Origin of the sequence: Anaerofustis sp. (genome assembly GCF_019420015.1) — a bacterium.
GTDB lineage: Bacteria > Bacillota > Clostridia > Eubacteriales > Anaerofustaceae > Anaerofustis.
In genome coordinates, this window is the sequence record NZ_JAHZIA010000008.1 from 87,332 (window position 1) to 101,952 (window position 14,621).

The following is a 14,621-nucleotide window of genomic DNA, read 5'->3' on the forward strand; positions in this document are numbered from 1 at the left end:
TTATTCCAGCCCCCGAAGAAAGCCTTGTCAACATAGAATTGATATGCATGATCATACCTACTTTTATCCTCTCGGATAACTCACGTCCAAGCTTCATCTCCGCAAACTGTATGGCATCCTCACATGTATCCAATACTTTCATATCTACGAGTTTTAGAAGGTTTTCTTTATGCATATTGTCTTCGTCAATTTTATACTTGTCAAATATCTCTTTAAAATACATTTCCAAATCGGAATTGATAATGCTGCTTATCTCTCGGTTGCTTCTTCCCATTTTTATATAATCGTTATACCTGTCATTGATATGTTCGACTAATCGAAAACTATCATTATTGTCAACCAAAACATTTCCTTTATTAAAATAATGATAATCTTCCGATTCTTTTAAAAACTCAATCAAATCATTTTTATTGTTTTTTAATAAAAGCCCTTTTTGAATATGTTCAGGTAAAATATTAACATCAATTTGAACATATTCGCTGCGATTTATTTTATATTCCAAAAAACCTCTTGCACATAAAAGTTGAATATCCGCTTTCAACTGCCCCACATTGCCTTTGCATTCATATAATAACAAAGCTATAAGAGCATCTTTATGAACTCTCACAGGTACATCTATATTATTTTGCTCATATTCAAACATACTTTCAATAAGTTGCAGTCTTTCAGAAAGATGCCTTTCTTTTAAAGATGGGAGATTAATAGTAACAGGCATTCTTCTTATAAAAGTCTGAAGTAAAGATGTATTTATATCTTCCGTGGTTGCACCTAGTATAAGAACATCGGCTTTTCTGGTAGTACCTGTTTCTCCCAGTCTTCTAAATACATGTTTATCCATAAGCATAAACAATAATTCTTGACATTCCGGAGAAAGTCTGTGTATTTCATCAAGCAAAAGGACTCCTCCGTCAGCCTCATCAATCAATCCTTTTTTATCGTTATCCGCTCCTGTAAAAGAGCCTTTTACGTGCCCAAATAATTGAGACATAACAAGTTGAGGGTTTTCCGCATATTCAGCACAATTAAATACAACGAATTTTTTACTATCCTCAATCGTATTCATTTGAACTGCATATTCATATATTCTTTCCGCAAATGTACTTTTTCCTGTTCCGGTAGAACCTGTAAGAAGGGTATGCAACCCTCTTGGCGGATACAATACAGCAGATTTCGCCTGCTCTATACAGGGTTTTAGAGAGGAATTTGAACCTATCAATGAGGAAAAAGGGTCGGTCAAATCAATATTATTATCCGTATTTTGACAGCTTGCTTCCCATTTTAAAAATGTATCTTTATCCACAAATTTAACAGGCCTTCCCTCGATTTTTATGATTTTATCTTCTTTAGCCAATTCATTGAGATATCTGCTAACATTACTTCTGTCAATATTCAACAAATTAGATATGTACGTTGCATCCAAACCCAAATCTTTTACATCACAAACACTTAAAAAATTTTTTTGTTTTTCATTTAATAAGTTGTATACAAGTTCTTTTCGATTCATATCGCCCTCTCATATCAATATATTTAAACACTGTGTAAATTAATCATACACACTTTAGTATAAAAAATCAAATAGATAAAATAAATATACAAAACAAAAGATATTTTCTAACGAATAAATACTATATTTTACACTCTTTAAACAAATAACGATAAAATGATATTTTTCTTGTTTTATCATATTTAAAACCCATAAAAACAAAATAAAATGATATAATATAAATAATAACAATCATCAAAGGAGAAATATAATGAAAGTTTGTATGATAATCACAGACGGATTTGAAGAAGTAGAAGCTATAGGAACATACGCTATCCTAAGAAGAGGCGGAATCGAAGTAGACATATATTCACTCTTGGATAAAGACGCTACCGGAAGATTCGGACTTACCTGTACGAAATTAAAACCATTTTCAAAGATAAAAGAAGAAGGATACAGTGCATTAATTCTTCCGGGAGGTCCTGAGTATGTAGCAATAGAAGCAAGCGATGAAGTTCAAAATTTAATAAAATCATTTAATGAAAAAAACAAATATATATGTGCAATTTGTGCAGGTCCTACAATTCTAGGAAGAGCAGGATACTTAGAAAACAAAAAATACACATGTTTTACTTCTATGAATGATGACTTCAAAGGAACATATGTTGATGAATATGTTGTAACGGACAAAAACATTATAACCGGAAGAAGTGCAGCAGCGAGTATAGACTTCGGTTTTGCAATATTAAAAGCTTTAATGGGAGAGCAAAAAGAAAAAGAAATAAAAGAAGAAATATATTATTAAAAAGCTTCCGAAAGGAAGCCTTTTTATTAAATATCTAGGCTATATCATATAAAAATCATATGTACACATATATTTAAAATATAAAATTCTTAACTTATAAAAATATTTCATTTAACAATATATAAATAACTAAAATGATAGAATTTAGGATAAAATAGTTATTGATGAAAATCTTAATAAAATCTTAAATTTTTTATATAATATAACAAAAGAACAAATAAGATGATAAAATAAGAAAACAACATAACCAAAAGGAGATAAAATGAATTTTAAGAAAAATATTTCAGCAATAAACTTATTTATATCATCGGTGTTACTTACTGCATTGGGACTTTATATTTTTTTTAGAACAGATAACTTTTTGGAATGGTTTCCTATAGTTGCAGGAACAATATTAATATATACATCTCTTTCTAAATTTTACTCCTTTTATATAAAGGACAAAGAACAAAGAAATATTCTGTCTTTACTCGGAGACAGTGCAATATTTATTCAGGGAATTTTATCTATTGTAAAGCCTAAATTAATATTAATAATTTTTCCCGCTTTCGTAATATTCTATTCAACATGCCTGGGGATTATATATTTAATTACATTTTATCAAAATAAAAAAAACAATGTATACTTTTCAATATTTGCACTTATTAAATCAATAATATTTTTTATCATAACAATATTAACTTTTACAATGAATTTCTATGTAAAAACATTGATTATAAGTAAACTTACAGGGCTTTATCTTATATTTTACGGAATAACGATATTTACAGACTTTATAGACGAAGAAATACCCAAATCCTATGCAAATAAAGTTATAAGAAAATTTGCGGTAAGATTACCTGTTTTATTTACAATGAACATATTAAAAAACTCTTTAAACAAAATAACAGACCTAATTAACAACGACAAAGATAATAAAGCGAACATAAATTTAAATTTAAACAAAAATCAAGTAGGCTTAAGCCCAAACCTTGATGTATTAATACATGTAAAAGAAAACGGTACGGGCATGTTCGGTCATGTGGATATAGTATTTAACGGCTATGTCATTTCATACGGAAACTATGACGAATCCTCATATAAACTACTAACGTCAATGGGAGAAGGTGTTCTGTTTTTTATAGACAATAAAGATAATTATATAAAATTTTGTAACGAACATTACGAAAAAACAATATTTGATTTTGGACTAAGATTAACCGAAGAACAAACGGAAAAAGTAAAACTAAAACTTGACGAACATATATCCAATTCATACAGTTGGCTGGCACCTATCAATTATTTTAAAAACAAACACAAAACGTACGATGATTATGCAAGTGAACTTGCAACATCAAATAATGTGATGTTCAGAAAAATAAAAAGAGGTAAATTTAAGAATTATTTTACATTTTATACCAATTGTGTTAAATTTGCGGATTCTATATTGGGGCAAGCCGGAATCGATATTTTAAACTTAAACGGCATAATTTCTCCGGGTGCTTATTATAATTACTTCGACAGAGAATTCAGACGAAAAAACAGTATAGTAATAACTAAAACCGCATATCATCCAAAAGGAATTGTAAAATAAACCAAGCATATTTCAGACCTTTTTACAGAAAATAAATATAAATAACTGTGAGGAGGAAATATGAAAAGATTACTGACATTATGCCTGATGATTTTAATTATTCCTACCTTTTTTGCCTGTTCCAATCCAATCAAACAATATGAAACAAACGAAAAAAGCAACTATTTAACCGACGAAACTTTCAAAGGCGGGAAAGATAAGGATAATACATCTATAAAAAAAATATGGATTAATGATTTAATAGGAGATACAAAAGTCATTATTGATTTTGAGGACACCGATAAAATCCCTACCCATACAATACATTATTTAAAAAACAAAAAAGAAATAAAAATATCTTTTGACAACGTAAATGCAGAATCGGCAAGAATATCAGATTACAAACATAATAAAATAATAAAGAAAATATCGGTAAAAAACAAAAACAACAACAAAAGCGAGATATCCGTAAAACTTAACAAATCAATAAAATACAGAACCGATGAAACCATAGACTCCAGTCAACTGGTTATAAATTTAAGATAAAAAAGCCCCTTAAGGGCTTTTTTATATATAGTCAATATTTTCATCAAACATAACTCTTATTTTTATAATTTCGGCAAACTGTCAAAACCTTTACTTAAAATATCATCTGTAATTTCAGGATCAGTAATCTTACCTTCATTGTACTGCATATAAGCAGACATATCAAAATACCCTGTTCCTGTAAGTCCAAATACAATATTCTTTTCTTCTCCGGTTTCTTTGCATTTTAAAGCTTCATCCATTGCAACTTTTATCGCATGAGATGATTCCGGAGCCGGCAAGATACCTTCCACTTTTGCAAATTCGGTAGCAGCCTTGAAAACATCACTTTGAGCAACAGTTCTGGCTTCATCCAGAATACCGTCATGATAAAGTTTAGAAACCACAGGACTCATACCATGATACCTAAGCCCTCCTGCATGATTTGGAGAAGGAATGAATCCGCTGCCTAAGGTATACATTTTAGCCAAAGGCGTTGTTTTGCCAGTATCACAAAAATCATAAGCATATTTACCTCTTGTCATAGAAGGGCAAGATTTTGGTTCAACAGCGATAAAATGTATATTATTTTTACCCTGAATTTTATCTCCGGCAAAGACCCCTATAAGTCCTCCAAGATTTGAGCCACCACCGGCACAACCTATTATTATATCTGGTTCGATATCATATTTCTCAAGTGCCGCTTTCGTTTCAAGTCCGATAATACTTTGATGCATAACAACATGATCTAAAACAGAACCTAAAACATATTTGTAATTATTCTTGACGGCCTCTTCAACCGCTTCTGATATAGCGCACCCCAGACTTCCGCCTGTTCCCGGATTTTCAGCTAAAATTTTTCTTCCAACATTGGTTGTTTCAGACGGAGAAGGAATTACCTCCCCTCCATATGTCTGAATTACGGCTTTTCTATAAGGCTTTTGTTCAGAAGAAACTTTAACCATAAATACTTTCAAAGGAAGATTAAAATAAGCACAGGCCATAGACATGGCAGTTCCCCATTGTCCTGCCCCTGTTTCCGTAGTAAGCCCTTTTACCCCTTGCTTTTTCGCATAATAAGTTTGCGCAATTGCAGTATTAAGTTTGTGAGAACCTGAGGTATTGGTACCTTCATATTTATAATAAATATGAGCAGGCGTATCTAAATATTTTTCTAAAAAATATGCTCTTACCAATGGTGAAGGTCTGTACATTTTATAAAATTCCAATATTTCTTCAGGAATATCAAAATATCTTGTCGTTGTATCTAATTCCTGTTCTATAAGCTCATCACAAAAAATAGGCTTTAATTCCTCAGCCGTTACGGGTTTTCCAGTAGCCGGATTTAAAAAAGGTTCATGTTGCTCTTTCATATCCGCTTTTACATTATACCATTTCTTAGGCATCTCTTCTTCCGTTAAATATATCTTGTACGGTATTTTTTCTTTCATATTTTTTTCTCCTTTTTCATTTTATAAAAAAAACTCTTATCCCAAACTAAGGGACAAGAGTTAGATTACTAAATTCCTGCGGTACCACCCAAATTGCTAAAAGCCGCTTTATCATATACTATCATATATGCTCCCTTTATAACAGGCGGAGATCCCGTCAGCAAATACTCTCAAAATGATTTGTTCACTGCCCAAGATAAGTCCATTCATTAAATACATATTTATCGATTCACACCAACCATCGACTCTCTGTAAAATATAATTATTCAACTACTTACTCTCATCTATATGGTTTATAATTGATTCAATTTTTATATATATTAAAGTATAAACAATAAAAAGTCAAGAATATTTTGAAAATTTTATAAATTATATTTAAACCATAAAATAACATTGAGTATTTATATATTATATTCATAAATTTATTAAAATACTCTAGACAAATTTAAATCAAAACAAAAAATTTATTTTATAAAAATGTTGACTTTTGAATATATTTGAATATAATAACATATGAACAGATATTCATATATTATTAAGGAGTTAATAAAACTATGGAAAAAAATATTGAAATGTGTGAACTTAAACATATACACGAAGATATTGTAAAAAAAGTCCACGAAAAAATGCCAAATGAAGAAGAACTTTATAATTTGGCAGAATTATTCAAAGTATTCGGTGACAGCACCAGAATAAAAATTTTAAATGCACTATTGGTAAGTGAAATGTGTGTATGCGATATTGCAAATATACTAAATATGACCCAATCTGCAGTATCTCATCAGTTAAAGAATTTAAAACAGGCAAAACTCATAAAAAACAGAAAAGAAGGCAAAACAGTATTCTATTCTTTGGCAGATCAACATGTAATGACTATATTAAATCAAGGAATTGAACATATAGAAGAATAACAAAATAAAAGGAGAATAAAAAATGAAAAAGAAACTAAAAATGAATAATATTGATTGTGCTCACTGTGCAATGGAAATGGAAGAAGCAATAAGAAAAATTGACGGAGTCAAAACAGCAAACATTAATTTTATGTTGCAAAAATTAACCATTGAAGCAGACGACGACAAATTCGAAAGTATACTGGAACAAGCAAGAAAAGCAGTAAAAAATGTGGATGAGGAAGCTGTAATATTATAATCAAGATACAGAAAGGACTTACAGTCATGGATAAACAGAAAAAAAAGTTGTACAAAATTTTAGCCGCATTATTCTTATTTGCAGCAGGTTTCATACTGACAAACGAAATCACGCAAATGATTCTTTACCTTTCTGCTTATATAATAGCAGGTTACGATGTTTTACTAAAAGCTTTTAAAAATATATTAAAAGGTAAAGTTTTCGACGAAAATTTTTTGATGACAATAGCATCCATAGGCTCAATCATTTTAAGTGATTATGCTGAAGGTGCGGCTGTTATGATTTTTTATCAGGTAGGTGAATGGTTCCAAAGTTATGCCGTAAATAAATCCAGAAAATCAATCGGAGATTTAATGGATATATGCCCGGATTATGCAAATATAGAACAAGACGGAAAAATAATAAAAGTAGATCCTGAAAATATAAAACCTGGAGATGAAATAATAATCAAACCCGGAGAAAAAGTACCATTAGACGGAATTATAACAAAGGGACACTCAACATTGGATACTTCGGCACTAACGGGAGAATCCATACCTATAGAAGTAAAAGAAGATGATGAAATCCTAAGCGGATGCATAAATCTAAACGGAATTTTAAAAGTAAAAGTAACAAAAGAATTTGACGAATCCACTGCAGCAAAAATACTTGAACTGATAGAAAGCGCAAGCAGTGAAAAATCTCATACAGAAAACTTTATTTCCGTATTCGCAAAATATTATACTCCTATAGTTGTATTTTGTGCACTAGCATTGGCGATACTTCCACCTATATTTTTAGCTCAACCATTTAATGATTGGATATACAGAGCTCTTATATTCTTGGTTATATCTTGTCCTTGTGCTCTTGTAATATCAATTCCTCTCGGATTCTTTGGTGGCATTGGAGCAGCCAGCAGCAGCGGAGTACTTGTAAAAGGAAGCAACTACCTGGAAGCTCTTTCAAAAAGTGAAATTATGGTTTTTGACAAGACCGGTACACTTACAAAAGGCGTATTTAAAGTAGAAGAAATTTACAATGAAGATAATATTTCCAAAGAGGAATTAATCGAAACAGCAGCATACGCAGAAATATTTTCAAACCATCCAATTGCTCTTTCAGTGAAAAATGAATACGGCAAAGAGATTGATAATTCAAAAGTATCGGATGTACAAGAACTTGCAGGATTCGGAGTCAAAGCAACAGTAGAGGGCGAAGAAGTATTAATCGGAAAATTCGACTTAATGGCAAAAAATAATATAAAGGCAAAAGAAATAAACAGTATAGGAACCGTTTTGTATATAAGCAAAGCCGATAAATTTCTCGGAAGCATTGTACTTAGGGATGAAATAAAAGAAGATTCAAAACAGATAGTTAGGGAACTTAAAAATGCGGGAATCAAAAAAACAGTAATGTTAACCGGTGATAAAACGGAAATAGGAAAATATGTTGCAAATGAAATAGGAATTGATGAAGTTTATACACAACTTTTACCTATAGATAAAGTAAATAAAGTAAAAGACTTAATGAAAACAAAATCAGAAAAAGGTAAACTTGTATTTGTCGGAGACGGATTAAATGACGCACCTGTACTTACTATGGCAGACATAGGTGTTGCAATGGGAGGACTTGGCAGCGATGCTGCAATAGAAGCCAGTGACATAGTAATAATGACAGACGAGCCAAGTAAATTGATGACAGGATACAGAATATCAAAAAAAACACTGAGTATTGTCAAACAAAATATTGTAATAGCATTATCGGTAAAAATAGGTGTTATGATACTGGGAGCATTCGGAATGGCAACAATGTGGGAAGCTATTTTCGCAGATGTCGGAGTTGCCGTAATAGCAATTTTAAATGCAATAAGAGTTTTAAGATACAAAGAATAAAACAAAAGCAGATAAATTATATCTGCTTTTGACTGATTATTTATCCATGATTTCAATAAAAGACCCGATTAATTCGGGTCTTTTATTTTTTATAACCTATCTTTGTCCTTTTTTTCTTCCTTTTTTTCGCTCTTTTCTGGCTTTTCTTCTTGCCTTTTTCTCTTCTTTCTCTTTTAAAAGCTCATCTTCACTCTTTTCTTCATAAGTGATTTGTTCGTAATTTTGATTATAAGCATATTCACTATTTTGAAAATCCGCATCCATAAGATCCTGATTAATAGGCTTTGGTTGCTTTTTAACAGGTCTATGAATACTTTTAGGATCCTTCAACTTTTGTCTTTCTCTGATTAAATACCATAAAGGAGCAGCAACACACACAGAAGAAAAAGTTCCAGCAATAAATCCGACAATCATAGGAAATACAAATTCTTTAATAGAAGTTGTACCTAAAAGCAATAACGGAGTTATTGCTAATATAGTAGTAAGGGATGTATTTATTGAACGTTTAATAGTCTGATTTATACTCATATTCGTCAAAGTCGCATAATCACCGGGTTTTACTTTAGCTGTATTCTCTCTTAGTCTGTCGAATGTAACAATGGTACTGTTAATCGAATACCCTAAAATAGTAAGCAATGCCGCTATAAATGAAGAATTTATCTGTATCTGGAAAGCAGCAAATACACCTATAACAATTATAATATCATGCATTAAACAAAAAACAGAACACACACCCTGCAAAAACTCAAAACGCAATGTGATATAAACAAGCATACATATTACGGCAATTATACATGCCTTAACAGCCATAGACTTTAATTCATTTCCTATTACGCCGTCAACGTTATCTATAGAGAGTAAGTCTTCATTATCCAAATTATATTTCTTTTCAAACTCACCAAACAAAATATTTCGTTGCTCGTTATTTAAAGATTTGCTTGTACTTATTACAACTTGAGTGCCTTCATCCCCAGCAGTGGTTATTTCGGCTCTTGAGTCATATTTATTCGTTATATCTCTTATTTCATCGGCATCAAACTTTTGATTAAGCTCAATGGTTATGATAGTACCGCCTCTGAAATCTATACCGAAATCAAGACCTCTAAAAAGCATTGCTCCAAAAGAAACCACGATTAAAGCAAGAGCTATACATATATATTTTTTTGCATGTTTGGCAAAATTAATGTTAAATCCATTATTCATTATTATTACCTCCCATACTTTTTATACCGAATAATTTTAAATTGTCACAACCCTTAAAAGATGTAATCATAATCATCAGCTTTTTGGTTACAAAGACTGCCGTAAACATACTTACCATAACACCGACCATCAATGTAAGAGCAAAACCCTTTATTGTTCCTGCACCTAAGAAGAATAAAACAAGTCCAGCAATAACTGTTGTGATATTCGCATCTATAATAGAAGTAAGAGCTCTTGAAAATCCTGCATCTATAGCACCTCTTATGGATTTCCCGCTTCTTAGTTCCTCTTTCATTCTCTCAAATATAATTACATTACTGTCTACTGCCATACCGATAGAAAGAATAATCCCTGCAATACCAGGCAGTGTCAGAGTAACACCGAGACCAGACATTAATATAAGATATATGATAATATATATAGCAAGAGAAATATCAGCAACTACTCCCGGAAGAAGATATACTACTATCATAAATAAGAAAACAATTCCTACGCCGATAAGCCCGGCAGTCAGACTCTTACTTAATGAATCCTGCCCCAAAGTAGGTCCTATTGTTCTGACTTCAACCGCTTCCAAATCAACAGGCAATGAGCCTGCTTTTATAAGCGTTGCAAGCTGTGTTGCCTCTTCTCCGTCTTTCATTCCTGTGATTACACACTTACCGTCTGTTATAGCCGTTTGTACCGTCGGAGTGGATATCTTTTCCCCGTCAAGTTCTATGGAAATAACTTTCCCGATATTCTTTTCAGTAGCTTCAGCAAAAGCTTTTGCACCTTCTTCATTAAATTCCAAAGACACAACAGGCTCTTCTACATAGTTATTCGCTTTTTGAATTTCGTACTTGGCACTTTTTACACTTCCGCCATCCAAAATAACATTGCCGTCAGGATCAACAAACTCAAGCTTTGCGGTCTTCCCTATCATTGAAAGAGCCTCTTCTTGATCTTCTACATCCGGTATTGATACTCTTATTTTGTCATCACCCTGTTTTGAAATTGTAGGTTCTTTAACCCCCAAAGAATCTATACGTGTACGTATCGTCTCAACAGCTTTATCCAAAGTTTCATCGGTTACTTTGTTGCCATCACTCTCTTTTGCCTGTAAAACCACATTTACTCCGCCCGTTAAATCAAGTCCATAGTTAATCGTGTCTTTCATCGGTTCTATATCATAAATACCGATTACGTTACTAAGCGGCAAACCAAACATAAAAAGATAATAACAAAAAGCAACAATGGCCAAGATAAGAAACATCTTAAGCCCATTCTTCTTTTTCATATACCCATCTCCTAATCCTTATAATCATTTTTTTATTTTAATTCTTTTACATTACCTAATCAACAAGGTCTTTTTCTTTACATTTTATATAAATCGCACACTCTATTCTTTTTCTTAAAATATCACATCCGACTTCATATATGCCGTTTATATTGCCATTGAAGTTATAACTGTTGGCGTGACATCCACCGCCGCAAAAATATTTACAAAAACAATCTTCACATTCCTTTTTATCAAGAACACTATTTGAAGAGTAAAAATCATTTCTTATATTCTCATTTGTTATACCGTCATTTAAATTTCCCATTACGAAATCTGTATTGCCGACAAACTGATGACAAGGATAAATATCCCCAAAAGGAGTAACCGCTACATATTCACAACCCGCACCGCAACCGGAAACCCTTTTATATTCACATTTACCACCGTCTAAATCTACGTTAAAATGGAAAAATCTGAATTCTTTATCGGTTCCGAGTCTACTTAAGTATATATCTGTTAATTTATCATAACTTTCCATAATTGTAGGCAAATCTTCTTTTGTTATTGCATAATCTTCATGCTCATCCGCAACAACACTTTCAACCGAAAGTTGTTTCAGTCCCAAATCAGAAAAATGTTCAACATCTTTGTAAAAATCCAAATTATGCTTTGTATATGTACCCCTTATATAATAGTCAAGTCCAAGTGCGTCTCTTGATTTAGCAACCTTCTTTATGTTTTCTATTATCAAATCATAACTTCCTTTACCATTTGCGGTAGGTCTTGTATAATCATTTATTTCTTTTCTTCCGTCAATTGACAAAACGACGTTATACATTTCTTTATTTATGTAGTCTATGATTTCATCGTTTAAAAGAACACAATTGGTAGTCAAAGTAAACCTGAATATTTTACCGTGTTTTTTTGCCTCTTCTTTTGCATATTCAACAGTTTCTTTAACAACATCAAAGTTCAAAAGAGGCTCTCCTCCAAAGAAATCCACTTCCAAATGAACCTTGTTTCCGGAATTGTTAATAATAAAATCTATTGCTTTTTTTGCCGTTTCAATATTCATTACTTCTTTTTTCATATTGAAATTGCCACCTGAAGCAAAGCAATATCTACATGCAAGATTACAATCATGCGAAACATGCAAACACATAGCCTTTACAATACCCTTTTCGTAAAGTTTTCTGTTTACCTTTTTTTCCGGAGTATACAGCCTGTTTTCATTTTCCAGCTCTTTTATTTCTCCGATTACCTCTTTGATTTCATTTTCATCATACTTGCTTTTTAAAATATCCGTAATTTCATCTTCACTTTTATTTTTATAATAATCCAAAACATCATATGTCATTTGATCCACATCATATACAAGCGAAGAGTTTACATCCAATACTATATATTTATCTTTGAATTTATATTTATATATACCCATATCTTCCTCTAACTTAAAAAAGGCAACCTTAAGGTTGCTTTTTTTATTCTATTATTTTTTCCTTATTTATTTTCACAAGGTTGGTTTCCAACAGTACAAGAAGTCTTGCATGCTGATTGACAAGATGTTGCACATTCACCGCAACCTTTGTTTTTTCTATCTTCTCTTACTTCGTTCACTTTTTTAATATGTTTCATTTTCATCCTCCGAAAAATATTTTCTTCCTAGAATTATATCATAAAGCAACAGTATTTACAACCTAGTTTATTTGTTCTTTTTCATTTCTTCATAATCATCCAAGGCCTTATTAATAACACCTTCTGCCAGTACCGAACAATGCACTTTTGCAGAAGGAAGCCCACCTAACGATTCAACAACCATTTTATTTGTAATTTCTCTCGCTTCCTTAACTGTTTTTCCCTTTATAAGCTCAGTTGACATACTTGCACTGGCTATAGCGGCAGCGCATCCAAAAGTCCTGAATTTAATATCCGTAATCACATCATTATCATCTATTTTCAAGAAAAATTCTGTTGTATCACCGCAAGACGGACTGGCTTCTTTTGCAACAACAGTTGCATCTTCTATAACACCAACATTTCTTGGGTTTTGAAAGTGATCTAATACAATATCGTTATACATAATTAATATCCTCCTTAATAAAACGGACTCAATGCCCTTAATTTTTCAACTGTTTCTTTTAATATTTTTATAGTATAATCAATTTCTTCCTTTGTAGTAAATTTACTTAACGAAAATCTTACACTTGCACCTATTTCAAACTTATTATTTTCACCTAAAGCATCAATCACATGAGATTCACTGCCCGAATCCGCAGTGCAGGCCGAACCTGTCGAACAAGCAATACCCTTAAGATCAAGAGCATATAAAAAGGCTTCCCCTTCTATACCTTTAAAAGTAAAATTCACATTATTGCAAAGCCTTCTCTCTCTGCTTCCGTTCAATATGGTGTCGGGAACGCTTTTCATAATATCATCTATGAAATAATCCCTTAATTCTTTCATAGATGCAATATCCTTAACCATATCTCTCTTTGTTATCTCCACAGCTTTTCCCATTCCCGCAATACAAGGGGCATTATACGTACCGGCTCTTAGGGCTCTCTCTTGTCCTCCGCCTTGCATAAAAATATCAATACGTACTTTTTTGTTAATATATAAAAAACCTATCCCCTTGGGACCGTGAATTTTATGTGCGGACATTGACAACAAGTCTATGTTCATCTTTTCCACATCAATATCCATCTTCCCTATTGCTTGAACAGCATCTGTATGGAATAAAATACCTTTCTTTCTGGCTATTTCTCCTATTTCTTTGATAGGTTCAATGGTTCCTATCTCATTGTTTGCTGCCATTATACTTATCAAAATAGTATCTTTTCTGATGGCATCTTTCAGATTTCTCAAACTTATATTACCATCCTCATCCACAGGAAGATAAGTAACTTCAAACCCTTCTTTCTCAAGTTGTTTACACGTATGAAGAACAGCATGATGTTCTATGGATGAAGTTATAATATGTTTACCTTTATTTATATTATGATATGCAGCTCCTCTGATGGCCCAATTGTCACTTTCCGTTGCTCCGGAAGTAAAAATTATTTCTCTTGCAGAAGCATTTATTAAATCCGCAACCTCTTCTCTTGCCCACTCTATTCCCTTCCTCGCATCTCTGCCAAAAGAATGGAGAGATGATGCATTGGCATAATATTTGTCATTATATTCGTTTATTATATCTCGTACATCATCATAAGGTCTGGTAGTCGCAGCATTATCTAAATATACTCTCATTATATTTATCTCCTTCCCTACCATTGTAGTATGGATATAATAAGTAAAAAAAAACGATATTTCAAGAAAATA

The 14,621-nt window shown here is 32.0% G+C and carries 14 protein-coding genes; 6 read left to right on the forward strand and 8 right to left on the reverse strand.

Annotation, left to right across the window (positions count from 1 at the left end; all coding sequences use genetic code 11):
• Positions 1-1,504: sigma-54-dependent transcriptional regulator (locus QZ357_RS01815; protein WP_290771151.1), on the reverse strand; the 1,504-nt coding region annotated here is incomplete at its 3' end.
• A gap of 250 nt (positions 1,505-1,754) precedes the next feature.
• Between QZ357_RS01815 and QZ357_RS01820 the strand changes: the two genes are divergently transcribed.
• From QZ357_RS01820 to QZ357_RS01830, 3 genes are all read left to right on the forward strand, one after another.
• Positions 1,755-2,288: a DJ-1/PfpI family protein gene (locus tag QZ357_RS01820; RefSeq protein ID WP_290771153.1), complete on the forward strand. Its 534-nt coding sequence runs from the start codon at positions 1,755-1,757 to the stop codon at positions 2,286-2,288.
• Positions 2,289-2,550: 262 nt separating this feature from the next.
• Positions 2,551-3,861, forward strand: a complete 1,311-nt coding sequence (locus tag QZ357_RS01825) for a DUF308 domain-containing protein (RefSeq protein WP_290771155.1) — start codon at positions 2,551-2,553, stop codon at positions 3,859-3,861.
• Positions 3,862-3,921: 60 nt separating this feature from the next.
• The gene (locus QZ357_RS01830; protein WP_290771157.1) at positions 3,922-4,386 is read left to right on the forward strand and encodes a hypothetical protein; all 465 of its coding nucleotides are present in this window, start codon (positions 3,922-3,924) and stop codon (positions 4,384-4,386) included.
• A gap of 62 nt (positions 4,387-4,448) precedes the next feature.
• Here QZ357_RS01830 and QZ357_RS01835 read toward each other — a convergent pair whose 3' ends face one another.
• Positions 4,449-5,816, reverse strand: a complete 1,368-nt coding sequence (locus QZ357_RS01835) for a TrpB-like pyridoxal phosphate-dependent enzyme (RefSeq protein WP_290771159.1) — start codon at positions 5,814-5,816, stop codon at positions 4,449-4,451.
• A gap of 554 nt (positions 5,817-6,370) precedes the next feature.
• On the opposite strand from QZ357_RS01835, the gene QZ357_RS01840 reads away from it, so the two are divergent.
• The 3 genes from QZ357_RS01840 to QZ357_RS01850 are packed head-to-tail and all read left to right on the forward strand — an operon-like array spanning position 6,371 to position 8,836.
• Complete coding sequence (locus QZ357_RS01840) at positions 6,371-6,727, forward strand: metalloregulator ArsR/SmtB family transcription factor (RefSeq protein WP_290771161.1); 357 nt, start codon at positions 6,371-6,373, stop codon at positions 6,725-6,727.
• A 22-nt stretch (positions 6,728-6,749) separates the two neighbouring features.
• Entirely contained in the window at positions 6,750-6,965 is a 216-nt protein-coding gene (locus QZ357_RS01845; RefSeq protein WP_290771164.1) for a cation transporter, read from the forward strand.
• A gap of 26 nt (positions 6,966-6,991) precedes the next feature.
• Positions 6,992-8,836, forward strand: a complete 1,845-nt coding sequence (locus tag QZ357_RS01850; protein WP_290771166.1) for a heavy metal translocating P-type ATPase — start codon at positions 6,992-6,994, stop codon at positions 8,834-8,836.
• Positions 8,837-8,932: 96 nt separating this feature from the next.
• On the opposite strand, the gene secF is transcribed toward QZ357_RS01850, so the two are convergent.
• The 6 genes from secF to QZ357_RS01880 all read right to left on the reverse strand — a co-directional run bounded on the left by secF (position 8,933) and on the right by QZ357_RS01880 (position 14,549).
• The gene (gene secF / locus QZ357_RS01855; protein ID WP_290771168.1) at positions 8,933-10,039 is read right to left on the reverse strand and encodes a protein translocase subunit SecF; all 1,107 of its coding nucleotides are present in this window, start codon (positions 10,037-10,039) and stop codon (positions 8,933-8,935) included.
• Positions 10,032-11,318: a protein translocase subunit SecD gene (secD, locus tag QZ357_RS01860; RefSeq protein WP_290771170.1), complete on the reverse strand. Its 1,287-nt coding sequence runs from the start codon at positions 11,316-11,318 to the stop codon at positions 10,032-10,034. Before secD ends, secF begins: the two co-directional genes overlap by 8 nt.
• Positions 11,319-11,373: 55 nt before the next feature.
• Positions 11,374-12,738 carry a thioether cross-link-forming SCIFF peptide maturase gene (gene scfB, locus QZ357_RS01865; RefSeq protein WP_290771173.1) on the reverse strand — a complete coding sequence of 455 codons (1,365 nt, stop codon included), beginning with the start codon at positions 12,736-12,738 and terminating at the stop codon, positions 11,374-11,376.
• A 62-nt stretch (positions 12,739-12,800) separates the two neighbouring features.
• A complete protein-coding gene (gene scfA, locus QZ357_RS01870) occupies positions 12,801-12,935 on the reverse strand; it encodes a six-cysteine ranthipeptide SCIFF (RefSeq protein ID WP_083781768.1) in 135 nt (44 codons plus the stop codon).
• Between the two features lie 67 nt (positions 12,936-13,002).
• Complete coding sequence (locus QZ357_RS01875; RefSeq protein WP_290771177.1) at positions 13,003-13,380, reverse strand: iron-sulfur cluster assembly scaffold protein; 378 nt, start codon at positions 13,378-13,380, stop codon at positions 13,003-13,005.
• A gap of 14 nt (positions 13,381-13,394) precedes the next feature.
• Positions 13,395-14,549, reverse strand: coding sequence for a cysteine desulfurase family protein (locus QZ357_RS01880; protein ID WP_290771179.1), 1,155 nt, complete (start codon positions 14,547-14,549; stop codon positions 13,395-13,397).
• Positions 14,550-14,621: the final 72 nt, after the last annotated feature.